The following is a 22539-nucleotide window of genomic DNA, read 5'->3' as shown; positions in this document are numbered from 1 at the left end:
CGAACGCCGCTGCGTTCTTAAAATTAAGCGCGGAAATTTAAAATGCTTCCGGCGACGTGCGAAGGGCCGTTTGAGATGCGGCCAGCGCCGGACAATGAGCGCGCTGAGGAACTGCTGGAACTTGAGTGATTCGTCAGTTGCGTCACGGAATTGATGTCCTGCTTCAAGGTCGCAAATGCAGTTTGCGCACCGTTGAGGTCCGCCGACTTCAAGGCATTTCCGAGGAGTTGCAAATCTTTGCCTGGCTGAGTGCCGGGTGCGAAAATGGTTTTTGCGCCGGTGGCGGTGGCTTTTTGCACTTCCTGTTCAAAGGCGGCGAAAGCGTGCTGGGCGTTGGTGATGTTGCCGGATTGGAGTGCGCTTTGAATGGAATTCAATTCGGAATAGCGCTGGGACGAATCGGTGGGGGCAATGGCGGATACGTTCATAATTCTATGTCAATCTCTTCACTATCACCCAACCATATCGGCGCGAGGCTGAGAAAACTTTAGTTTGTGAATCACTTTCCTGACGGGCCGCGGGTCTGCGACCCGCAGTGATTCACGAAAAGATTGCCGCGTCGGGCTGATTCGACAGTGGCTTGACCGTATGGATCTTGCTGCGGGTCATAGACCCGCGGTCCGCTCGAAATGGCCATTTGCCCGTTAATTTATTTTTACCACGGTGAGCGTGATGCTCGGGCGGGTGCTGGCGGTGCCGTTGGGAACGAGGGTTACGCCGGTGGTGGGCGCGGCGAATTGAAGTTTGAAAACATCGTTGACGTTGATCTGCGCGAGAAACGTGTGGGAAAGAATTGCGACACTATTGGTGCCGGAGAGCGTCACCGCGGATTCACTGCCGGTGATTTCAGCATTGTTGTTCAGCGTGGCTTTAATGTTCGCGACACTGCCGTTCGTGCCGGAAACCTGCGCCTGATATTGAAATAAATAGAGGCCGGCGTTAGTGGCCGTGAAGGTGCTTGAGCCGGGGCCGATTTGCGATAGCGTCCAGCCATTCAGCAAGGTTCCCGGCACGCTAAAGGTGATGGGTTGATAAGTGTTGGCGCTGGGGAAAGTTTGCGTGGTCAAATCGTATGCGAATAAATAACCGGTGCGCGTCGGGGAATTGGTCAGGCTGGTGCTGTTCGTCAGCACCACGGCGGGCGGCAGGTTCGTGACTGAAATAATTCCCGTGACCGTGCCAGCGCTGGGCGCATAAAGGGCATAGGGCGACGCGGTCAGTGGTTGTCTCGGCGAAAGTTCGGAAAAGGCGCCGCCGCTGCCGGCCGGGCGCACGGCGATGTCCAGCCAGAACGAGGAGCCGTTGAAAGGATTGCTGAAATCAAGCGTGGTCGTGAAGAGGCCGTTGGTGACGCCCACGGCGAGGTTTGTGAGAGTGGCGGTGGCGGTGCCGTTGGACACGACAGGGTAAAGAGCGAATTGAATATCGTAACTGCCGCTGACGGGCGCGCCGTTTTGTTGCAGATTGCCTTGATAGGTGAACGCGGTATTCGCTGCCTGGCTCACAGGAGCAAATGCGAGCGATGCGACGGCAATCAGGCTGGCGAAGGACAAGAGTTTTTTGTTCATAGGAAGATGGAAGCTCTTTCGTTTTTCACCATCGCGATCTACAACCATCTCGACAGTGCGAAAACGCTACTGCGGCGTGGTCCAAAAATCAAGGGGCAAAGCTCACGAAAAGGCTGATTTTACGTGTCAAAAACTTGGACACATCCCTGGAGCAAAGCGTGAAAAAAAATTAGCCACAGATGGACACAGTCTGTATATCTAAATCAGATTTCAATAAACTAGCGAAAACCATTGATATTACAATGCAAATTCGCTCTAACTCGTCACTATTTTCGGTAACTTTCTGCTGCTTTCACTGACACTTTTACTGACAGTTTGTGGTTTCAAATATCAAGCGGTTTTCAAATCGGCGGCAAAATAAGAGCCGTATTTGCTGCGCGGGTCTTGCGGGTGCGAAGCGAAAGGCGCACACGCTCCGCAAGGGTGCTGCCACACGCAGCGGCGTTGATTCCAATGGAAGCCCAAACGGTGGAGCGCATTAGCGGCGGCGCGGTTGCTGGCCTTGGGAAATTCCAGCCATATCCATTTGCCAACAATTTCCGCCAACTCGTATTGCTGCGGCAGTTGCGCCCGCAAAAACTCCAAAACCTTTAGTGTCGGCAATTCGCGGTTGTAGTTGTATTTCGTTACCCGCTCGGCGCGGGTTGATGATTGCTGGACGGCGTTTGCTGGTGCTGCTGCTTCACCTGATAATTTGTTTTTCATAAGCTTTTTTTTGATGTTCGCCGTCCGTGTCTCGCCGTATGCCGCTTGCTTCACCTCTGGCGGAGACGTTTTTTGAACAAGATCAGTTTTATTTCCGGCGTGCATGGGGCATGACAGCGAAAGTTTCGGCGTTACCTGATAGCCGGGTCGCTGGCGTGGCCCATGCCCTTCGTCGCCGGAAATAAAACGCCCCGCGATAGCGGAAAATGAAAACCCTGAAAAAGATGGCGTAGCGGCAAGCGGGCTACGGTGAGACCTCGAAGGCGCTCCCCCTGAAAAAACGCGCCATGCCAAAAACACTAAACAAAAATCCTCTAGCCTCGCAGAGTTGCCAAAGGCTCAAATCCGGCCTGTTCTGACTTTTGGCTGGCGGTGTGAAGCAAGGGAGCCGTGGCTTGCAGGGTGAAGGGCAAGCCGCAAGGCGGACGGCGAAACACGGACGGCCAAATGTCAGACTCACATGGGAGAGGACAAGTGGCACAAGTTGCGCGGTGGCTTGCCACGCTGAAAGCGAGCGGCTGCTTGTGCCTCTTGGACGGCGGGGCGTGTCGGGAATTTAGCCCCGCAAAGGCAAATTGGTATTCTAGCTTCCGGGCGCAGACTCGTCTTCGTCTTCCTCGTCGTCAACGGCAGGGTCTGTGTCCTCGGTGTAATTGAATTCGACTTTGCTCTGCTTCACAATTTCATCAAGGATAGCAGGAAGATAACTCTGTTTGACCGCTATCTTGAAGCATTCTTTCAAACTTGGGACATTGATTATTTCTTCAATGCAAGCCATGTAGCTACGAACAATTGCGTCCACAACATATTGTTCTTTTGCTCCTTGTTCGAGACGCGCTCGCAAAGAGGGTATTGATTCTTCGGACTTGATGACGAACGAGATCGGAAACCTTTCAAGTTTATCTATATCGAGGAAGTATTTCTTTACGTCCAAAGTTTCTGTAACTTGAAAGAAGCGCCCAAGTGGTTTCATCACAAAGTCAATGCCACCATCATTGGCATTTGTTCGGCCAGTTTTGAACAAACGCAGATGTTCCTTTTTGACTTCTTCCAGTGTAAATCCAAAATAAACGAATTGTTCGTGGTAGAAATACTTGAGGATAGCAAAACTCACAATTTCAAATAGGCGAGCATCTACATTTGGTGCCAACAATCCAAGAATGTAGGTTTCGACTGCGTCAGGGGTCTCGCCCATAAGGTCTTTCAACTTTGTGCAAGCCTCGATGAAAGTGTTGAGCGAATCTCGTTTTGCGCCGATATAGGCGTCAATGATGCCGATGATTGATTCCGCAAGATTGTAGTTTTGACCCCCTACCGTGACCGCCAATAAATTGGTGTTAATCCAATAACGGTTCGTGCTGGCGTCCCGCATAATTGGCGTAAATTTGCACGTTGGAAAGAATTTTTTGAATTCCTCATTCATGCGGTGGTTAAGCGCGTGATTTTGGAGTTTCGCCCCAAAGGGCAATTGGCGTTGTCTGCGTAAAAGGTCGCTAAAAATTGCTCCGGCGTATTTGGAGTAATCACCTTTTTTGTGGAATTCCTTTGCGATGTAGTCTTCGACGAGGACATAAATCGCGTATAGGTTCGCAAAACTGCCACGGGATTTCGAGCCACGGTTGGCAGATTTTGTTTTTACATTGATGTATTGGAGAAGGTCGCTCTTTTCAAAAATCTCCTCTGAGGCTCCCTCAAAGTGTTCACCCAAGACTTGACGTATGTTCTCCGTGAATGCGTGATCAATCATAGATTCAACAATAAACTTTCTTCTTCTGGCCTCTTTTTTGCACCGTTTTTGCGCGTATAAGCCTTATCCGGGCGAATGATTGGGACTCCATTCAAATGGTCTTGAATGCCAAGCCTACGCAAACCGATTTTTACATAAGGTTCCTGCAATTCTATACCAATGGATTTCCGTCCAAGTTTTTTTGCAGTGTAGCTTGTTGTAAAAGTCCCCGAGAATGGGTCAAGAACCAAATCGCCAGAATTGGAGCTTGCCTTGATAATCCGTTCAAGCAATGCGACTGGTTTTTGGGTTGGGTGTTCTTCGTATTCATCCATCCGGTAGCGGACACGAGGTAATTCCCAGACATTGCCCGGAACTTTTTCAGTATTATAGGGCGTAGGCACAGGCTTGCGGTAATCAATTAGCTTTCGCTTCGCGCCGGTCTTGGCTTCAACTAAAATATCTTTGGAGTTAAATGTGTAATTTTTAGGGTCTTTAACGCAGTATAGAATCGGTTCGTAAAGGGAGCCAAAAAATTTACGCGCCTGAACTCCTGAGCTGTCATAAAACCAAACGATGCGAGACAGGACGGTCATCCGCTGACGGAAATACATGTCAAAAAATGGCATACATTGAGTTGATGCCATCAAATAAAAGCTGCCGCTGGGCTTCAGTTTCCGAATGCAAAGGTCAATCCATTTGTAGCACCAATCCAGATATTCTTCATCGGTTGGCCAACTGTCTTTGTGACCGTTGAAATTTTTCCCGATATTGTAAGGAGGGTCTGCAAAAATGAGGTCCACGGTGCCGTCAGGCACACGTTCGTTTAGGGCATCAAGCGCGTTGCCCCAAATAATTTTATGTTCGCTGTTCTCAAAAACCGTCATAACGCGAGCATAGCACCTTGGAAAATTCAATCAAGGTGGCAGGAGAGATTCTTCATTCGGAGGGATTTAGGCCGAAAATTCGTGTAATGTCCCGGCTCAAGCGGTCGTTTGCCAGCCCGATGCGGGCCAAGTCCTTGCTGGTTTCCAAGGCGTGTTCCCGGACAACCGGATCATCAAACGCCTCCCGGCTGATTTGCTCGGAAGCCAGACTTGCCGTTAATTTGGTCATTTGTGAGTGCGCGTCTTGGAGCGCCATTGTCCGGCTGTTGGCGTCAGTCTCGGTTTCCAGAACGCGGATAAACTGGTCAATGCTGCCAAGTCGCATAATCAATTCCTGTTTGGATTGGGCGAATTTTGAAAGCTTGTCCTGCTGGTTGCTCTGTTCGTCCATGTCCTCCATTTGCTTTTGAAACTCGCGCTGCTCCCGCTGATTCTGTGCCTCCAGCTTCCGCTTGGCGGCATCTTCCTTCATGGAAACCTGAACCCCCGCAATGATGTGGGCGACAAAAAATACGCCAATCAACCCGAAAACACCGCCGATGATGTAGCTCATGCGGGCGTTGTCGGCGTCACTGTTAAAGATGCCCGCGCCGCTTGACCAGAAATGGGAAAAGCCGGTTTTGGTCGCGGTTTCCGCTGCCGTTTTATTGTAGGCGTCGTTTCCCGCGCCAATCATCAACATCATCCACGGGACAGACAGCACGAAAAACCAAATCCACCGCGCTTTCTTTTTGTAATCGTCGTAGTCCATTGTCATTACCCTTTCACCACGGCAAGCGCCTTTTGATCTTCGCCAGACATGGGCGGCATAGAGCCGCCGATGATGAGAATGACACGCATCATTTCCCGGTATAAAGCGGCGGCGTCGCTGCGGATACCTGAAAGCCGCCGATCTGCCGGAATTTCTGCAAAAGCTGGAAACCTATGACGGCACTATGGACGGCGCTTTACAAACCAAGCTGGCCCTTCGCTTGTTGCTGCTCACTTTCGTCCGCACAACGGAATTACGGGCGGCAGAATGGCCTGAAATAGATTTTAACAAGGCCGAGTGGCGGATTCCAGCCGAGCGGATGAAAATGAAGGAACTGCATATTGTGCCGCTTTCGCGTCAGGCCGTGGCCGTGCTGCGGGAATTGCAAAAGCACACCGGCAATCGGCAATATATTTTCCCAAACCAGCACAATCCCGTTTCCTTCATGAGCGAAAACACCATGCTTTATGCGCTTTATCGGATGGGCTATCACTCGCGGACAACCGGCCACGGTTTCCGCTCCACGGCCAGCACCATTTTGAATGAAAATGGCTTTATGCCGGACGTGATTGAGCGCCAGCTTGCCCACGGCGAGCGCAACAAGGTCCGCGCCGCCTACAATCACGCTCAATATCTGCCGGAACGCCGGAAGATGATGCAATGGTGGGCTGATTATATTGATGGCATAACACCGAAATCCAAGCGGCGGCGTTAATCTCTTGGCGACTTGAAATCAGGTCTGTCCTCTCTGCCCCCTCTGGCGTGAACGCGAATAATCTCTAGCCGGTGTCTCACAACGTCCAAGGCTGTTTGCTTCCGCGCTGCGCTTGTGCAGCTTCACCCCTCGTCCCGGCGCTACGCGGCCTTTCCCGTTCTGTCTTGCTACCGGCTTTCAACCTCGCTCACGTCACGCCAATCAAGGCGGACAAACGAGGAGAAAACCATGAAGATTATCACTATCGCTTTATTGATTAACGCAATCGCGGAGCTGATTGCCGCTTTCGCAAAATTCATCAATGCAATCCGGCATCGAAAATAATTCATAGAAATACGCAAGGATCACGTTTAGGAGTCAATACTGTTGCACGGCTCATAGCTCGCGTGACTGCTACGCGCAGAACCAAACGAGCCTGAGCAATATCCTTGTCTGAGGCATTCTGGCGGACTATCCGGCCTTGATGACTGCCCTCATATACAATTACTTCATCGAATTCCTTTCCTTTCGATTTATGAATTGTCATTACATGAATACCCGTCCATTTCCTTGTTGAAGCCGAGAAATGCTCTTGCAGCAATGCCTCACGAACCAAAGCGGCAGCACCAGAGTAATCCCCATTTTTTCTCCAAAGTTCACTGAGCTTTGATCTAAGGATGGCCCCTTTGTGGAGCAATCTGAGGTATTTTGCATCTTCTGCAATTTGCACAATGGATGCCGCAGCGGAGTTTCCAAGCAACTGGCGCACAGCAAGCCAATCCTCCCAAGGGTCGCCTGACATAGTTAAATTAATTCGCTCCGTAGCGATACGTTTGCACTCATCAACTACAAGTGTTCGCGCCGAACCTCTTATTACACCTGTTCCAACGTAGTCCCCTAATGCCCCGACAAGTTTCAATTCACCTTGCGCGACTGGCTTATCACCTTTGCGCCCCCGGATGTGTTCGCAGAGGCTAATGACAATACGCTGGGCCAATTCCGCAGATGTTGGACAACTCTCCAAAAGTCCGGCGATGAGAACCGCCGCAAGCGATGGTGCTGTTGATTCAAGCGCCACTTCGTGCGAAAGAACCGGCAGTTTTTTGCCTCCATCAAAAAGTTGTTCTTGCGACAAGTAATCAGAAACATCGAGCATTAACTGCTTTGTTGGCACAAGCACCGCAAGTGACCAAACAGTCTTTCCAGATTTTTGAAGCCGTTGACACGCCTTAAGAATTGAAAGCTTTATATCAAGATGGAATGCAATTCCCTTTCGCAATTGATATTTAAGCACCGATACATCGTTATACGTTTTCGTTTTGTTAGCTCCGCTTAACAAATCGTTTCCGAATACTGCAATGTCAGTGCCGTTGCTGCGATTGTTTTCCGAAGCGAAATCAAATTGTGTTGGCGCAAAAGTCTTAATGAACTCTCCAATGCGTTTCGGATCGGCTCCCCGAAATTCATAAATCCTCTGTTCTGCATCCGCCAATGCGATCAGCCGACTTTTTTTGCCCAATATTTGAATCAACTGCCACTCGTCTGAGTTCGTGTCTTGAAACTCATCGAGTATGATGATGGGATAAGCATCGCAAATGATTCGTGCTAGTGCCTTGCTCTTGGAAAGCAATTCGCCTGCTACTGATGCAAAAAGATCAAAATGTAACAATCCATCTTCGAGAAAAAGACGCCGCTTTTCTGCTGGTCTTGCGGCGGTATCAATTTCCGCGAGGCGCGATGCCGCTTCAGGTGGCGGAAGTAGGCGCAACGGCTTTCCGGTTTTGAGCAAATAGGCATGACTGCGTAGGATATTCCATTCAAAGCCGTGATAAGTATTCATCTCAAGCGAATCCCGGTGAGAGCTTGAGACCAGAGTTCCGGCTTGCTGTGCAACCTGTGCTATCGTAGCACGAGCGAAACCAAGAAAAAGAATCCGTTGCCCACGCAAAAGTTTTGCCGAACGTAGTTCATGTTCCGCTTTAACTAGCGCAATGAATGTTTTGCCAGAACCCGGCCCGCCCAGGGCTAGAATATGACCGTTGGTATCAAGTAGCCGTTGCTTTTCGGGATTCAATGCAATCACGAAACGCCTTTCTCTACTGCTGTTTAGGCTCTACTGCTTGTGGAGCGGGTGCCGCTTGTGGGGCCGGTGCAGGTGGTGGCTCGGCAATATTTTGAATCGCTGAAAGTGTGTCCAAGATGAACTTTGGCATTTCATCGCGAGTGCATTGCCCAAGCAAGTCTGCCGCAGTTCCGTGGCCCTTTGACCACGAAAGGTAATCAGATAATGTGCCTTTAAGATCATTCAGCGGCATTGCTGCCGTTGGTTTCTTGGCTGCTAGATGTGGCGGCCAATCCCCCTCTGTTACAAGGGCCAGCCCAAAACGCCGTAACGCGGCTTCTGCCGTTTGATTTAAGATAACTTTTTCAAATGATTTTTCGGGTGCTTCAAAACAATGAGGAATTACTGCCTCAATAGCTGCTTTTTGCGCCGGGTCTTGCTTATCAAACACGGCAAACACTATTTTCCCCAATTTTTTGAAGTGTTCCCCAAGTGGTGCAACTTGTGAATCTGTTTGTGCATCTATCCAAGCGATGCCAAGGGCTTCCAATGTCTTAAAATCGTTTGGGTGAAGCTCATGCAATCTTCTCGCTGCTGCGGGCATCGCGTCAAATTCCGTTCGTCCTTCACATATTAAAACTCGGCGCGCCAATAATGCCTCGCAGAAACGACTGCGAAACTCGGTGCGGTATGCTTTGGGTTTAACGGTTGGCGGGTAGTCCGCCAATACCCCGGAAAGAATTCCTTGATCGCGCCGGAGAACTAACACCTGAGACGGCTTAAATTCCCCAATAACATATGGCGAATGTGAAGTAAAAATCGCTTGGGCAGATTTCTTGCATACGCTGTCAATGATTCGCTTCTGTGTATGCGGTGGAATTGCAATTTCTGGTTCCTCCATCGCGAAGATTACGTTTTGCTTAAGGTCAGCAATCAATGAAAGCAATGCGAGGACAAGCGCATTAATCGTTCCGGTTCCTTGGTGCTGGAATGGGGCGGCATGGTCTGTTCCGTCATCAAGTTTTGCTCCTGTGCCCATGAAAACGGTCAAAGACCGGCGCAAACTCTCACGAGTGAGGTCTGACACACGCATACATGGATTGTCCGCCCAATCAGATGGCACGAATGACCTGACCGCCGCCTGAACGCTTGATAAAATATCGCTAATGCCAAGCTCCTTCTTTTCCGCAACCGGAAGTTTGCGAAGTTCTTCCAAAACTTCTTCCCACATTTGAAGCTGCTTGTCCTGCAACCTTAGAATAATATCGAGCAGCGAGCCGCGCTCCAGACTTAATGCTCGTGAACCAGTGCGAAGTGTTCTTAAAAAGAGAAACCCACAGCGGCGTTTATCGGAGGTCTTGAAAAAATCATGTCCCCCATCTTCACGAGCGGGAGACAGAAAATAGGTGCTGCCTGTAAAATCATCTTCTTCGACGTCATAAACACCAGTAAAACCAACGCGAAGCGCCGGAACAACACTTGGTTGGTCTGTGCCTTCCGGTGGCGGACTGTCCAGCAAGGTGTTGTCTGCTTCGTTCCACCACTCTATGTGATTTCTAAATTCTCGTGCTTGCTCATCGGACAAATCTACGACAACAACTTCGATTTTAATTTCGACCGGCTTTTTTTCTGCATCAATGTAGCGGCCAGCATAAAAATCGTGTTCGTCAATAATAGGGTGGCGCGAAAGTCGTTCGGGGCCAAGGCAAAGGTCAATAGCCTCAATCACGGTTGATTTTCCGCAATTGTTGTCGCCAACCAAAACCGCATACTTTGGGAAAAATAATTCTCCGCTTTTTATGCCTCGAAAATTTTGGATTTTGATTCGTGAAATTCTCATTGCCTACCCCTGATTTGGGTCATTTATATTTGAAATATGGGCAGGCTTAAAGGCTTTTAACGCTCTATGCCGGGTTCCGGCGGCTTCGGCTTCTGGTCTTTCGCGGGACTTGGCGCGGGCTTGCTGGCGGTCTGCTCCTGTTCCCATTGCTCTCGCACGGTGTTCTTGACCGATTCAAGGCTTTTGTCCGGGATGGGATGTTTCTTGGCCCAGCCCAGTCGCACCCGATGCCCTAGCTTTTTCAAGGCGGCTTCGGCGTCTGTGTTTTCGTTTGGCATGGTTAGGAAACGAGCGACTTAGCTTCTTCCAAGCATCGCCCGATTTTCATTCTCACGTTATCGTAATTCAGGTTTTGTTCCTCGGCAATCTCGCCGTAATCGAATCCGATCACATAATGATTCCAGAGATAACCCCGGCATTCGGGTTTTGAACTATCCAGCAAATTCAGCGCGTATTCCAAATCGTGCCGGTCAGCCGCCGTCAGAGGCGCAACCTGTGCCGATGCGTCCAGCAAATCTAAAATCTCGTCATGGGGCATGGGTAGGAGGCGGTCGCGGTCTCTTTTTTGTATATGGTCATATATCCGCCGTCGCGCAATCATGTAGCACCACTCCCAAAATTGCCCGTTTGAATTGCCTTCAAACTTCTTGAGGCTGGCTGCGATGCTTATTAAAACCTCCTGTGACACATCTTCGGCGGCTTGCGGCACGATGGCGCTGAATACGAAAGCGCGTAAATCTGGTGCAATCAGGCGGAAGATGGCTTCCGCCAGCCGCAGCCGTTCAGCCAGTCCCGCCGTCACCCGGTAGGTGCGGACAAGTTTAATCAGGTCGTCCATAATGCCAGAAAAAGTCTGATCGTTTTGCTAAAAATAAAGCAATAGGTCAATCCCTTTCAAGAATCTTCCAGTCACGATATGAGCTTAATTTGGTCAAATAACCATGCCCTGATTTGCTGGCATCCTCGTCCATGTAAAAAAGTCGGCGCTTGTTGGCAGCACTGCGTTGTTGCTTAATTTTGCCCGGAGTCTCAAGCCATGTATTGAAATCTTCAATCAGCCAGCCCTCAAGAACTTTAGTTGGCACAATGTAAAATTGCGGGAATTCGTCGTGGCTTTCAGGGATATCAACAAGAATGCAAAAATCATCTGCGCCAATCTCGCCAAATATTCTGCCATCTGGCTTCGCATTCCACTGAAACACAAGGGCGTCAGATGTTTTGGTTTTGACTCGCAAGGCAACTTGGCGTGAATCTTTTCGCGCCAAAATATCATAAAGCCGTGTATTTCTCGCCGTTTGTGCCGCAGTCCATCCATGCCGACTCAACTCAGCCAGTGCATAAAACTCGCCCGTATTTCCCTTTAACACACTATCAACGCCAGATTTTGTTCGCTTTTGTTTCATATTTTCCTCAACCGCTTTGAAGTGAAAAATTTATTTGTTCTATTTCGGCTCATTATAGCGACTGGTATTTTATATGAAAGAGGATCAACAACGGTTCTTGTCGCTTTTAGGACAGCTTCCCGCCCGCCTCACGGCGGAACAAGCGGGATGGGTGCTGAACTGCCAGCCGCACGATATTCCCGCGCTGGTCAATGCCCGGCTACTCAAGCCGCTCGGCAATCCCTCATCGAATTCCACCAAGTATTTCGCCACGGCGGACGTGCTGGAAATGACGAAAGATCGCGGTTGGCTGGTCAGAGTCAGCAACACTATTTGCCAGCACTGGCAAAAGCAGAACGCCCGCAAAAAAGAGCATTCCTTTAGCAGCGTGGCGAACGGTCACGCTTCCTTGGCGGCGGTGTCCTAGCCGCTGCTCCTTCCAAAACATTATTCTTTCCGCCGTGCGGAAAGCTGCGCGTCAGCGATCAGGCCAGCGCGAGCGGATGACGGATTCCAAAGGGCAACGCCCTTTGGCGCGGGGCTTGGGGATGGCGCAAGTCCCCAAAACCACAAAAGCGGTTGAGCCGATAAGCTCAACCGCTTTTCTATTTGTGCGGCCTCACGCCGCAACTGCCTGTTGTTGTTTCGCTGTCGCTGCCCTCGCTTCGTATTCCTCAAGGCTCGGCGCGATGATTTGGGCTTTCTTCGCGTAGGCGCGGTGAATCGCCTTGCTGTTATGCCCAAGCGCAGCCTGGGCAAAACGCTCCGGCATCCCGACAACCTTTGCCCGCTCCGCCCATGCGTAGCGGTAACAATGCAGGGTTACGCCCGTCACGCCCGCCTTGTGGCAACGACGGCGGAAACGGCTGGCGCGGTCGTTGGCCGAAAACTTGGACAGGTGCGGGAATAAAACGCCGGTCGTCGGCAAGTGGCTCAACACGGTTTCGAGTTTCTTGCTGATGGTGAACTGCGCCAGCGAGCCGGTTTTCATGCGGAAATAAGAGATTGTCCGGCTCTGCCAGTCAATGTCCTCCGCCTTGAAATTAACCGCGTCGCTCTGCGCCGCGCCGGTTTCCCAAAGCAATTCAAGGTAAAGTTTCCACTCGGCTTTTTTCTCATGGGCAAGGATGCTTTCCTGTTCCGCTGCCGTGATGCCGCGCCGGTCTTTCGGCTCGTATTTCGGCCAAAGGTAGGGCGCGACAATTGGAATGGCAATCCAGCCAAGATGCACGGCGAAGTTATGCAGCCGTTTCAAAAACTCGTTAATGGCAACTTTGTTTTGTTTGAACACGGCAAAGAAATCGTCGGCGGTGGTTTCCATCAATTTCTTGTTCCGCAAGCCGTCATAGCAGGCGGACTTGAACACGCTGGCGTAACGCTCGCGGCTGCTCTCTTTGCCTCTGGACTGCATCTGTTCCATGACCACGCTCCAAGTGCGTTCCACAAAGGCGGGGTCGCTGGCGGTCAAATAGGCGCGGGCAAGGTGCAAGTTTAGCACAGGCTGCCGCTGCGCTGCGTTGCGGGCTTCCAATAGGCTCTTGGCCTCGGTTTCGTCCTTGGTGTGTAGGCTGGTCTGTTTGCCGGTCGCGCTGTCCTGCATGTAAAACATTTCGCCGCGCCGGAACATCGTGTATTTCGTTTTCATAACTGGCTTTCTCTGTTTCGAGATACCAGTCCTGTTTGAACGGCGGTTTTGAACGCGCGTTCTGGCGAAGTTTCAGCAAGTTCTAGCCAGTTTTGGCGAATTGTTTTACCATCCGCCCCGTGACTGACATTTTTGCTGACAGTGGCCGTCCATCGTGTGAGCAAACCCTAATAAACAAAGGGTTTAATTAAACCCGCCACAGATGGACACAGACTAAACACGGACAAAAATCTGCTGATCGGTGTTTAATCCGAGTTCCAGCCGTGGCTCGAAGTTTTGCCTCTTCGCTGCGCCTCTACGTCAAAATGGGCTGACCAAATTTAATCTTAGGCCGGTTGCGCGGGGGCGGCGCCTTCGGTGGCTTCGGTGGCTTCGGATTGGATGTCGGCCGGATTCGCAGCGGAGTTTGCCGCGGCGGGTGAGGAAGATTTTTTGGGCGCGGGTTTGTGATTCTCCTCGCTGTCGTCATCGCCGTCATCTTCGTCAGTGTCGGCGTCGCCGGGACCTTGATGCGGTTTTTCGTTGGGATTCTTCGCCCGCTTGTTGCGCGGCAGCGGGCTCAACATGACGTTGATCGCGCGGCCAATGAGTTTGGGCGTGGAATCGGGGTGACCGTAAGGGGTCACGTCTTTGAGAAATTTTTCGATGAGTTGAAAGCCGAATTCGGTGTGGGCCATTTCGCGGCCGCGGAATTTCAGGACGATCTTGACCTTCATCTCTTCGCAAAGGAAATCAATCGCGTGGCTCAACTTCACGCCGAGGTCATGCGGGTCAATCTTGGGACTAAGCTGGATTTCCTTGACCTTATTGGCGTGCTGATGCTTCTTGGATTCCTTGTCCTTTTTGGCCTGTTCGTAGCGGAACTTGCCGAAATCAACGAGGCGGCACACCGGCGGCGTGGCGGTCGCGGCGATTTCAACCAGGTCCACGCCGTTCTGGCGCGCGAGGTTGATGGCATCACCGAGGCCGATGATGCCGAGTTGTTTTCCATCCACTCCGATGACCCGGACTTCACGTGCGCGGATTTTCCCGTTGACCCTGACAAAGGAAGCGGAAGAAGAAGAAGAGCGTGGTGCAAAAGGGCGACTCAAGAGGCCCCCGCCAGTTTAAACTTGTTCATGCAGTTCGTTCGCAAAACGGACAGGCTTCATGCCTGGCTAATTGTAGCATTTGTATTAAAGCACAGCGCGGCCAAATAACAAGAAAATAATCGCCGGTCACTTCGTTGTAACATTAGTTGTCATAATGACTCGCGCATCAGTTTTCTGGCGGTGGCGGAGGGTTTCCGTTAAGCTCGCGCGGTGAAAATTATTTCGTGGAACGTCAATGGCATCCGCGCGGTGTTGCGGAAGAACTTTTTGGAATACTTAGCCGGGGAAGCGCCGGACATTTTATGCCTGCAAGAGACCAAGGCGACCGCCGACGATGTCGAACAGCTTTGGCCTTCGACCTATACGACTTATTGGAATAGCGCGCAGAAAAAAGGTTATGCGGGCACGGCGATTTTCACGCTGCATCGGCCGCTCAAGGTGACGCTGGGCATCGGCGTGGATGAACACGATGCCGAGGGCCGCGTGCTCACGGCGGAGTATCCTGATTTTTATCTGGTGAATGTTTATGTGCCGAATTCCAAGCGCGACCTGGCGCGGCTGCCGTATCGCCAGAAATGGGACGTGGATTTTTTGAAGTATTTGAAAAAGCTGGAGCGCAAGAAGCCGGTGATTTTTTGCGGCGACTTGAATGTGGCGCACACGGAGATTGATCTGACGCATCCGAAACCGAATGTGCGCAACCACGGTTTCACCATCGAGGAGCGCACGGGATTTTCGGCATTTGTGGAGGCGGGTTTTCTGGACACGTTCCGGCAATTTGAACCGGGCGGCGGCCATTACACGTGGTGGAGTCAGATGTCGAATGCCCGCGCGCGGAATGTCGGCTGGCGGATTGATTATTTTCTCATGTCGAAATCGCTCAAGCCGCGGTTGAAGCGGGCGTTTATTCATCCGCATATTTTAGGGTCGGATCATTGCCCGGTGGGCATTGAGCTTGAGTAAATCGCCTGCCCGGCAGCAGGTGAATGGTGGGCGCTGGATTCCCGTATTTTTTTGCGGCGTCCGGACGGTTTTACGCCGGGCGGTAGTGTCCTAATTTGGTTTAACATTTGCATCTATTTCGGCTCTGCCAAGGAAAGATGCAGCCCTAATTCGATGATTGCCATCCGTTATAACCCCATTTAAATCAATGGTTATAGGGTCAGACCATCCATTAACGATTAAATAAGCTATCCTCTGGGCGTGATAAATTTTTTGGAGACGACCCATTTCGGTATCGTTGCCATTAGCCGCGTTATTCCACTCGTTGAGAAGTCCGTTTTTATCAGCCTGATCGAAAGACCGCGACTCAAATTGCTTATTGGATATGGCGGTACAAATTTCGGATGAGGTTGGCTCGCATGAAATATCTGTATGCGGCAGGCCATAATTACAACGATGCAATTCAGATATTTTTCGTATCACTTTATTCCTTTCACGTCCTTCACAATTTGAACCTGAACGGCCTTTTGCGCTGAATCCACAGGCGGAATTTCCAAGACCGCAACGAACCGCTCCCGCTCATCCTTTGCGCCGTCGAGATGGCTCCAGGCATAGGCACGTTTCGCTTTTGGGTGTCCGTGCAGATCGAATACCTCCACATCCCCTTGCCACACCGTCTTGCCCTGAAATGTTTCGTGGACAGGCACGGTAGCGCGATGAACCGCCCCGCAGTCATGCAACTGCGAGACGGCTACTTGTAAGCGCGCTATGTAATCGGATTTATTCGCCACAGCGTTCAATCAATTCGGCAACTGTCCATTGGCTTTGCTCAATTCCCGCTTCCATTGCTGGCGTGCAGCGGATGGCCCGATGCACTTTGCAGAAATTGTAATAAGCGAAATTGAGACTGACAGCGGCTTGGAAATTTTCCAGCTTTTTGCTGAAAGCGTTCGTCAACCGCGTAAGGCGGCGGCAGTGCATCCGCAACGTGTGATTCTGCTTCTCAATGCGAGAGGTAGAAATCAATTCCATATCTGGTGCGCCTTGAACAACCGTCTTTTCAGTTTTAACCACTTCCGCAGGGCTGTAGTGAATATTCGCCGGAGCGTTATTTACGAGGGCGAGTGAATAGGTTTTTGAAATCTGTCCGTAATCCACCTCTGCGCCGAAACCCCTCTCAACGGCGTCGGCATAAGACGCAAGGGCATCGCTACTGAGTTGCACGCGGCATTTGAGACGTGCGGCCAGATCAGCCATGAAAGTTTTGGAATGGTAGGCGTCGCGCTTTCCAACGAGGAAAGAGGGAATCAGCTTGCTGTCCACGTCGAGAGCAATATACGTCCAGATATCGCCACGGCCCGCGACCGTATCAAACACACTGGCGTTTTTCTTTTTCATCCCGATAAAGCCCCAAATTTCGTCAACCTCAAGACGCTTGCAATTCAGGTCTTTCATTTTCTCATCCTGAATCTTAGCGCACGCCTGACCGACGCGAACACCCAAGCGCATGATGGTATCGCGGTGAATGCCGGTGATCCGCTCAACGCTGCGGATGCTGCTTCCTTCGCAAAGCATTGCGACCGCTTGCGCCTTCTTTTCCGTTTTCAGTTCGTTTGCTATAGTTTTCCTATTGACTTTTGAATAAAGTAATATAATATTCAAAATATGTCAATGAAAAATGTTGAACGGCGTGGCGGGGCAAGAAAAGGCACTGGCCCCAAAAAGGGAAGCGGAAGAATGACCAAAATTTGTATTTCCGTGGATTCGGCTAACTGGCAGACTGCGCTATCGCGATGGCAAGACAAAGGCTCTCGCTTGGTTGATAGGCTTGTTTGGCGTTACATTGACAGCAACGGCAAAATCCTGAAACCAGAGGCGATGATATGAGCAACCAAATCGAAATAAAAATTTCTGCGAAAAGACTTAGCCCTGAGAAGTTTTTAGAAGGAGCGAAGGACTTTTTTGCAATGGTTCAAGGTGTTGCAAAAAACGTTACCAATTCCACCATTAATTGGACGGTAGAGGTAGATAAAGGGAGCGAAATATTGAGAATGCGGATCGAAAACCCAACTCGTGAATCCGAAAAGTCTTTGGATATTGTGTGTCAGGGTATGCGGTCAATGCGGAGCGGAATAAGGCGCATTCCTAATGGATTCACTCGCAACGAGGTATCTGCGGCGCGCAGATTAGCAAGATTAAATGACGGGGATGATATTCAATCTGTAACCATAAAAAACGGTGGCCCGGTCGAAGATGTGCCGATGGTAGTCGCTGAAACGGCGGATGCGATTTTATCCGGGCAACCCCAAATAGCCTTTGGCGGAATCGAGGGCGAGATTATTTCTTTGTCTGCGAGGCATGGACTGTCCTGCACGATTTACGACCCAATTCAACATAGGGAGGTCACTTGTTATCTTCAAAGCAAAGAGGCTCAGGCCGATGCCGTTAAGGGCTACACAAAAAGAATTCTGGCTAGCGGTCTGATTCACTATGCGAAGGAGGGCCATGCGGTAAGCATTACAGTAGACAGTATGCGCATTTTCCGGCCAGACCATGAATTGCCCACAATTGAGGATGTGCAAGCGATGTTCAAACAATATAAATAAATGCCAAAATCGGTTTACTGGGATGCTTGTGTTTTTCATGCCCTTTTCGGCAGCGAAAAGGGAAGGGTGGATGCCTGTATGCGCATTGAGAAGGCTGCTCAGGCAGGGGATGTCAGAATTTATACTTCCGCCGCGACATTCGTTGAATGCGTTTGGGTAAAAACTATTACCGATCCAACGGGAAAATTAAACAAGCTTTCGCCCGAGCATGAACAGATTTTGAGTGAATATTTTGAGCGCAGTTACATTATTCCGATCAATTGCGACCGAAACATCGCCGAAGCTGCCAGAAAACTGCTTTGGAAACATTCCAGGCTGAAGCCAAAAGATGCAATCCACCTTGCTAGCGCAATAGCTCAACAAGTGGATTTTATGCATTCGTACGACAACGATGATCTGGTAAAGTTGGACGGCACGCTCGGTTTGCCAATCAAAATCTGCGTTCCGGGCAATGGGGATGGGTTCGGCCCTCAACCAACCCAATCGGAACTAAATCCAAGTACCTAATCCAAATTAGGACACTACCCGCCGGGTCATAACCTTGACGAACCTTCGGTAAAACGGGTATGATATTGCCTTTACTGCACGGCAACTTGTCGCACCGGGCCGTGTTTCAGAAAGGCCAGGTCGTCCGCATCCAATCAGCCAGCTCAAACGTATGAATCCAAGAATGAACTGCCTTTCACGAATTGTATTTGCCGTGCTGACGCTGGGATTGATTCTGGCTTCCGGTGCGCAGGCGCAAACAGTGAACATCCCCGATCCGGCGCTTAATCAGGCGTTGTTGGAGGCGTTGAAGCTTGACTCAGGCCCGATCACCGCGGATGAAATGTTGACGCTCACGAATTTCAACGCGGATACGCGGGGCGTGACGGACACGACGGGGTTGGAGTTCGCGCGCAATCTTCAAAATCTGGTTTTGAACAGCAATCCAGTCACCAATTTTTCCGGCTTTGTGGGCCTGACGAATCTTACTGAGGTGGATTTCATCAGCAGTTTTTTGACGAACATCTCGTTCCTGACGAACGCGCCGAATCTGAAAGTCACTTATTTGTATAATAACCTCATCACCGATTACAGCCCGCTCACGAACCTGACCGGTTTGCAACTGCTTAATATTTACGCCAACCAACCTATGAACGTCGCAGTGCTTGGTTCGCTGGTGAATCTCACGAATCTGGATATTGGACTTAGCAGTATTACGAACATCAATTTTTTGACGAATTTTTCGATGCTGCAAAGCATCAGTTGTTACGGCGATTCCATTACGGATGATTCGCCGCTCGCGAGCTTGACGCAAATGGGCCAGCTTGATTTGGATGGCAACGCGATCACAAATCCTACCGTCGTTGCCAACCTGACCAACCTGACTTTTCTCGCGTTCAACAGTGCTTCACTGACGAATATTTCGTTCATCGCGGGACTGACGCAGTTACAGCATTTGGAACTAGACGGCAATTTGTTGACGAATTTTTCGCCGGTCGCGGGATTGACGAATCTGACCTACGTAAGCGCGCAGAATAATTTATTCAGCAATGCCGCGCCGTTGAGTGGGCTGACGAATTTGACTTTTTTATCGCTGCGCCAAAATCAATTCCCGGATGTGTCTCCGCTCGCGGGTCTCACCAACCTGACTCAACTGGACGTGGGACAAAATCTGCTCACGGACATCACGGCACTGGCGGGGTTGACCAATCTGCAATATTTAACGGTGAATAATAATCAACTCACCAATCTCTCGCCCGCCACGAATTTGATTTCTTTATATTCTCTGGATGCAGACGCGAATTTGGTGACAAACCTTCCAGTGTTCCCGAATCCGCAACTGATTTCATTGGATCTGGCGCTCAATCAAATCACGGATGTTTCACCGCTGGCCACCGCCTCCCGGTTGATCGCCCTGGACCTGGGCGCGAACTTCCAAATCACCAATGTCGCGCCACTGTCCGGCTTGACTAATCTTACGCTGCTGTTTCTGGAATCGAATCAAGTCACCAATCTGGCGCCGATCGCGAAGCTTACGATGCTGACGTACCTCTATTTGAACTACGACCAGATCGTTGACATATCGCCATTGGCGGGATTGACCAACCTGACGAATCTTGAACTGGACAATAATCAGATCTATCGCGACGCCCCGCTCGCGGGACTTACCAATCTGACCATGCTGACGTTGAATGACAATTTGCTCGCGAATATCAATGTCCTGACGAATCTGACTTTGCTGACTTCACTTGACGTGCATGACAACACGCTCGATCTCGATTCCGGTTCCGCGTCGCTGAATGTGATCAACTTTCTCCTCGGCCAAAATGCGGCGGTGAACTATCAGCCGCAGGATCCTTCGCCGACGGTCCTGACGCAGCCAACGAACGCATTCTTCAATGCCGGCCAAGCCGTCACTTTCAGCGTCACGGCGACGGACACCAACGGCACGACGAATCTCTTTTATCAATGGTATTTCAACGGGACGCCTTTGACGGATGATGACACTATTTCGGGCTCGTTTTCCGACACTTTGACCATTACCAATGCGACGGCCAGTGACGCTGGTGATTATTTTGTCATTGTGTCGGATGATTTGGGTTATCAGGTTTACAGTGACGATGCGATGCTGATTCCCATTGGCGGAGCGCTCTTTCCCGATCCGAATCTGCTCACGGCTATCGGCCAGATGCTGAACATTCCGACGAACGAAATTACTCCGGCGGATTTAGGGACGCTGACGAGCCTCATCCTCGATGATCAAAATATTACCGACGTCACGGGTCTCAATTATGCGACGAATCTCACGAAACTCAGTTTGAAGGACGATCAGATAATGAATCCGGGCGCACTTGGAGACTTATATGCGCTTACGGAATTGGATTTGGATAATTGCGGCATCACGAATTTGGATTTTCTCGATTCGCTGACGAGCATTTATCACCTGGAGTTGAATGATAATTTTTTCACCGACCTTTCGCCGGTGACGAATCTGGCGGCGAATCTCGGCGAATTCCAGATGGAAAACGACGCGGTCACGAACGCGCAGGTGCTGGGAGGATTGGCGAATGTCAATAACCTGGATGTGCATGGTATTGGCCTCACCAACCTGGCGTTCGCCTTGACGTTGACGAACCTGATCACCTTCGACGTCTCACAGAACTCGATTTCGAATATCACGCCGCTGGTGGGAATGACGCAACTTAACGGCCTGTATCTGGGGAATAATTTTGTCACCAACGCGGCATCACTCGCGCCATTGACGAACCTTGCCGCGCTTTATCTTAGTCAGAACCCGGTGACGAACGTGGATTTCGTGACGAACATGACGGGCATGCAACTGTTCGCGATTGATAACACGCCGGTGACGAACATCGCGTTCCTCGAATATCTGCCCAATCTTTATTATTTGGATTTGAGCTATATTCCCGTGCAAGACCTCACGCCGCTGAAGCATTTTCCCGCTCCGGAAAGAATTGGTTTTCTGACCTTCCCGGGAATCGGGTTGACGGATGTTTCATTCCTCGCGCCGATGACGAATCTAGCGGTGATCGAGTTTGAAAATAACCACATAACCACCCTGCCTTCGCTGACGCTCGCGAGCCAACTGTTTTTTGTTCTCCTGCAACAAAATGACCTCACCGATATTTCGGCTCTGGATGGACTCACCAATCTCCAATCGGTTTCCCTGGATAACAACCCGATTCAAAGTCTCGCGGTATTTGCCGGCGATACGAAGCTTTCGGCGTTGAGCATCGTCCACATTGGCATAACGAATTTGTCCACGCTGCCGGCGCTGCCGTTGACGTATTTTGATGGGTCGTCCAATCATTTGACGGACATTTCCAAGCTGGCGACTTATACGAACCTCAACACGCTCTATCTCGAAGGGAACGATTTGCAGTCCATTGATGCGGCCACGAACCTTACCCAACTCGGAGTGATCAATCTCTCGTTCAACTGGCTTGATCTCGGGGCTAATTCTGAAGCATCGCAAGTAATACAGGTACTTCAAGATCGCGACGTGGTGGTAACTTATCAGCCGCAAAGTTCCATCATGCTCAGCGGCGCCACCTGGCTTTCGACCAATCAATTTCAGTTCACCATCAGCGGGCTCGAGAACGCGATCGTGCAAATCCAAACGTCGTCTGATCTCATGAATTGGACGGCGTTGCGCACGGTCACGAATAGTGGTGGGAGCACGCTGTTTCTCGATTCATCGGTTACGGGCGCAAAAAGATTTTATCGGGGGATGGTGGGGCCGTGAACTTATAAAGTTTCCCCAGTCCGAACGCTTCGGGCGCATTCGCGCACTGCCCCAAATGGCAAGGTGGCGCCGCTCCGCCGCCCGCAGTCCGCAGGGACGTAAGAAATATTTCTGAAATCGTCTAAGCGCACGCCGCGCTCGTTTTCAACGATTCTTTCGTCCCTGCGGGACTTGAATCGTAGGCGAAATAAAACCCAGCCATAAATGGCTGGGCTAAGCTCTTTCGTCCCTGCGGGACTTGGACGGCTGCGCGGCAGCGCAGCCCTGCGCTAGATTGTCGGTCGTCCCTGCGAACTTGGTGGAGTGGCGGGTTCGTCCTGCGGTGCCGCGAAATATTTGTGGGTTTTGTTGAGTGATTTGGGAGCTTTTGGTCTAGTCACGGCTCGCG

At 50.7% G+C, this 22539-nt stretch carries 22 protein-coding genes; 7 read left to right on the top strand and 15 right to left on the bottom strand.

Translation table 11 applies throughout. The features are described from left to right. Positions 1–23: 23 nt before the first annotated feature. The 6 genes from VH413_01740 to VH413_01715 all read right to left on the bottom strand — a co-directional run bounded on the left by VH413_01740 (position 24) and on the right by VH413_01715 (position 5565). Complete coding sequence (locus VH413_01740) at positions 24–428, bottom strand: hypothetical protein (protein ID HEX3797395.1); 405 nt, start codon at positions 426–428, stop codon at positions 24–26. Positions 429–644: 216 nt separating this feature from the next. Further along, the gene (locus VH413_01735; GenBank protein ID HEX3797394.1) at positions 645–1568 is read right to left on the bottom strand and encodes a hypothetical protein; all 924 of its coding nucleotides are present in this window, start codon (positions 1566–1568) and stop codon (positions 645–647) included. A gap of 330 nt (positions 1569–1898) precedes the next feature. Further along, the gene (locus VH413_01730) at positions 1899–2567 is read right to left on the bottom strand and encodes a hypothetical protein (protein ID HEX3797393.1); all 669 of its coding nucleotides are present in this window, start codon (positions 2565–2567) and stop codon (positions 1899–1901) included. A 289-nt stretch (positions 2568–2856) separates the two neighbouring features. Next, positions 2857–4020 (bottom strand): restriction endonuclease, encoded by a 1164-nt coding sequence (locus tag VH413_01725; GenBank protein ID HEX3797392.1) that lies wholly within the window; start codon positions 4018–4020, stop codon positions 2857–2859. Continuing rightward, a complete protein-coding gene (gene yhdJ / locus VH413_01720) occupies positions 4017–4886 on the bottom strand; it encodes an adenine-specific DNA-methyltransferase (GenBank protein HEX3797391.1) in 870 nt (289 codons plus the stop codon). The genes VH413_01725 and yhdJ overlap by 4 nt, the downstream gene beginning before the upstream one ends. Positions 4887–4938: 52 nt before the next feature. Further along, on the bottom strand, positions 4939–5565 hold the full coding sequence (locus tag VH413_01715; GenBank protein HEX3797390.1) for a hypothetical protein: 627 nt from the start codon (positions 5563–5565) through the stop codon (positions 4939–4941). 172 nt (positions 5566–5737) lie between these two features. Here VH413_01715 and VH413_01710 point away from each other — a divergent pair, with 172 nt between their 5' ends. Next, positions 5738–6352 carry a site-specific integrase gene (locus VH413_01710; protein ID HEX3797389.1) on the top strand — a complete coding sequence of 205 codons (615 nt, stop codon included), beginning with the start codon at positions 5738–5740 and terminating at the stop codon, positions 6350–6352. 325 nt (positions 6353–6677) lie between these two features. On the opposite strand, the gene VH413_01705 is transcribed toward VH413_01710, so the two are convergent. The 5 genes from VH413_01705 to VH413_01685 are packed head-to-tail and all read right to left on the bottom strand — an operon-like array spanning position 6678 to position 11636. Continuing rightward, entirely contained in the window at positions 6678–8414 is a 1737-nt protein-coding gene (locus tag VH413_01705) for a UvrD-helicase domain-containing protein (protein HEX3797388.1), read from the bottom strand. 13 nt (positions 8415–8427) lie between these two features. Then, complete coding sequence (locus VH413_01700) at positions 8428–10233, bottom strand: AAA family ATPase (protein HEX3797387.1); 1806 nt, start codon at positions 10231–10233, stop codon at positions 8428–8430. Positions 10234–10289: 56 nt separating this feature from the next. Further along, positions 10290–10511 (bottom strand): hypothetical protein, encoded by a 222-nt coding sequence (locus VH413_01695; protein ID HEX3797386.1) that lies wholly within the window; start codon positions 10509–10511, stop codon positions 10290–10292. A 2-nt stretch (positions 10512–10513) separates the two neighbouring features. Continuing rightward, the gene (locus VH413_01690) at positions 10514–11071 is read right to left on the bottom strand and encodes an RNA polymerase sigma factor (GenBank protein HEX3797385.1); all 558 of its coding nucleotides are present in this window, start codon (positions 11069–11071) and stop codon (positions 10514–10516) included. 46 nt (positions 11072–11117) lie between these two features. Continuing rightward, on the bottom strand, positions 11118–11636 hold the full coding sequence (locus VH413_01685; GenBank protein ID HEX3797384.1) for a hypothetical protein: 519 nt from the start codon (positions 11634–11636) through the stop codon (positions 11118–11120). A 73-nt stretch (positions 11637–11709) separates the two neighbouring features. Here VH413_01685 and VH413_01680 point away from each other — a divergent pair, with 73 nt between their 5' ends. Beyond that, positions 11710–12042, top strand: coding sequence for a hypothetical protein (locus tag VH413_01680; protein HEX3797383.1), 333 nt, complete (start codon positions 11710–11712; stop codon positions 12040–12042). Between the two features lie 192 nt (positions 12043–12234). Here the strand turns inward: VH413_01680 and VH413_01675 are convergent, their stop codons facing one another. Together VH413_01675 and infC are read right to left on the bottom strand one after the other, a co-directional pair. Then, on the bottom strand, positions 12235–13260 hold the full coding sequence (locus VH413_01675; GenBank protein HEX3797382.1) for a tyrosine-type recombinase/integrase: 1026 nt from the start codon (positions 13258–13260) through the stop codon (positions 12235–12237). Between the two features lie 326 nt (positions 13261–13586). Further along, positions 13587–14351, bottom strand: coding sequence for a translation initiation factor IF-3 (gene infC, locus VH413_01670; GenBank protein HEX3797381.1), 765 nt, complete (start codon positions 14349–14351; stop codon positions 13587–13589). Positions 14352–14561: 210 nt separating this feature from the next. Here infC and VH413_01665 point away from each other — a divergent pair, with 210 nt between their 5' ends. Beyond that, positions 14562–15314, top strand: coding sequence for an exodeoxyribonuclease III (locus VH413_01665; protein ID HEX3797380.1), 753 nt, complete (start codon positions 14562–14564; stop codon positions 15312–15314). Between the two features lie 458 nt (positions 15315–15772). On the opposite strand, the gene VH413_01660 is transcribed toward VH413_01665, so the two are convergent. Beyond that, on the bottom strand, positions 15773–16084 hold the full coding sequence (locus VH413_01660) for a hypothetical protein (protein HEX3797379.1): 312 nt from the start codon (positions 16082–16084) through the stop codon (positions 15773–15775). After that, on the bottom strand, positions 16074–16955 hold the full coding sequence (locus tag VH413_01655) for a hypothetical protein (protein ID HEX3797378.1): 882 nt from the start codon (positions 16953–16955) through the stop codon (positions 16074–16076). The genes VH413_01660 and VH413_01655 overlap by 11 nt, the downstream gene beginning before the upstream one ends. A 9-nt stretch (positions 16956–16964) precedes the next feature. Between VH413_01655 and VH413_01650 the strand changes: the two genes are divergently transcribed. The 4 genes from VH413_01650 (at position 16965) to VH413_01635 (ending at position 22151) form a co-directional block, all read left to right on the top strand. Further along, positions 16965–17180: a hypothetical protein gene (locus VH413_01650; protein ID HEX3797377.1), complete on the top strand. Its 216-nt coding sequence runs from the start codon at positions 16965–16967 to the stop codon at positions 17178–17180. Further along, complete coding sequence (locus VH413_01645; protein ID HEX3797376.1) at positions 17177–17899, top strand: hypothetical protein; 723 nt, start codon at positions 17177–17179, stop codon at positions 17897–17899. The genes VH413_01650 and VH413_01645 overlap by 4 nt, the downstream gene beginning before the upstream one ends. After that, on the top strand, positions 17900–18406 hold the full coding sequence (locus tag VH413_01640; GenBank protein ID HEX3797375.1) for a PIN domain-containing protein: 507 nt from the start codon (positions 17900–17902) through the stop codon (positions 18404–18406). Between the two features lie 163 nt (positions 18407–18569). Then, positions 18570–22151, top strand: a complete 3582-nt coding sequence (locus VH413_01635) for a leucine-rich repeat domain-containing protein (GenBank protein ID HEX3797374.1) — start codon at positions 18570–18572, stop codon at positions 22149–22151. The last annotated feature ends 388 nt before the right edge of the window (positions 22152–22539 follow it).

The organism is Verrucomicrobiia bacterium, from assembly GCA_036268055.1.
Lineage (GTDB): Bacteria > Verrucomicrobiota > Verrucomicrobiia > Limisphaerales > Pedosphaeraceae > DATAUW01.
Note: the sequence above shows the minus strand (reverse complement) of the source record. Positions and strands in the feature narration are given on the sequence as shown.

Excerpts from the sequence above, each read along its gene's own strand:
- VH413_01740 (HEX3797395.1), bottom strand. The coding sequence starts at position 428 with ATGAACGTATCCGCCATTGCCCCCACCGATTCGTCCCAGCGCTATTCC.
- VH413_01735 (HEX3797394.1), bottom strand. The coding sequence starts at position 1,568 with ATGAACAAAAAACTCTTGTCCTTCGCCAGCCTGATTGCCGTCGCATCG.
- VH413_01725 (HEX3797392.1), bottom strand. The coding sequence starts at position 4,020 with ATGATTGATCACGCATTCACGGAGAACATACGTCAAGTCTTGGGTGAA.
- yhdJ (HEX3797391.1), bottom strand. The coding sequence starts at position 4,886 with ATGACGGTTTTTGAGAACAGCGAACATAAAATTATTTGGGGCAACGCG.
- VH413_01700 (HEX3797387.1), bottom strand. The coding sequence starts at position 10,233 with ATGAGAATTTCACGAATCAAAATCCAAAATTTTCGAGGCATAAAAAGC.
- VH413_01695 (HEX3797386.1), bottom strand. The coding sequence starts at position 10,511 with ATGCCAAACGAAAACACAGACGCCGAAGCCGCCTTGAAAAAGCTAGGG.
- VH413_01690 (HEX3797385.1), bottom strand. The coding sequence starts at position 11,071 with ATGGACGACCTGATTAAACTTGTCCGCACCTACCGGGTGACGGCGGGA.
- VH413_01685 (HEX3797384.1), bottom strand. The coding sequence starts at position 11,636 with ATGAAACAAAAGCGAACAAAATCTGGCGTTGATAGTGTGTTAAAGGGA.
- VH413_01680 (HEX3797383.1), top strand. The coding sequence starts at position 11,710 with ATGAAAGAGGATCAACAACGGTTCTTGTCGCTTTTAGGACAGCTTCCC.
- VH413_01675 (HEX3797382.1), bottom strand. The coding sequence starts at position 13,260 with ATGAAAACGAAATACACGATGTTCCGGCGCGGCGAAATGTTTTACATG.
- VH413_01650 (HEX3797377.1), top strand. The coding sequence starts at position 16,965 with ATGAAAAATGTTGAACGGCGTGGCGGGGCAAGAAAAGGCACTGGCCCC.
- VH413_01645 (HEX3797376.1), top strand. The coding sequence starts at position 17,177 with ATGAGCAACCAAATCGAAATAAAAATTTCTGCGAAAAGACTTAGCCCT.
- VH413_01640 (HEX3797375.1), top strand. The coding sequence starts at position 17,900 with ATGCCAAAATCGGTTTACTGGGATGCTTGTGTTTTTCATGCCCTTTTC.
- VH413_01635 (HEX3797374.1), top strand. The coding sequence starts at position 18,570 with ATGAACTGCCTTTCACGAATTGTATTTGCCGTGCTGACGCTGGGATTG.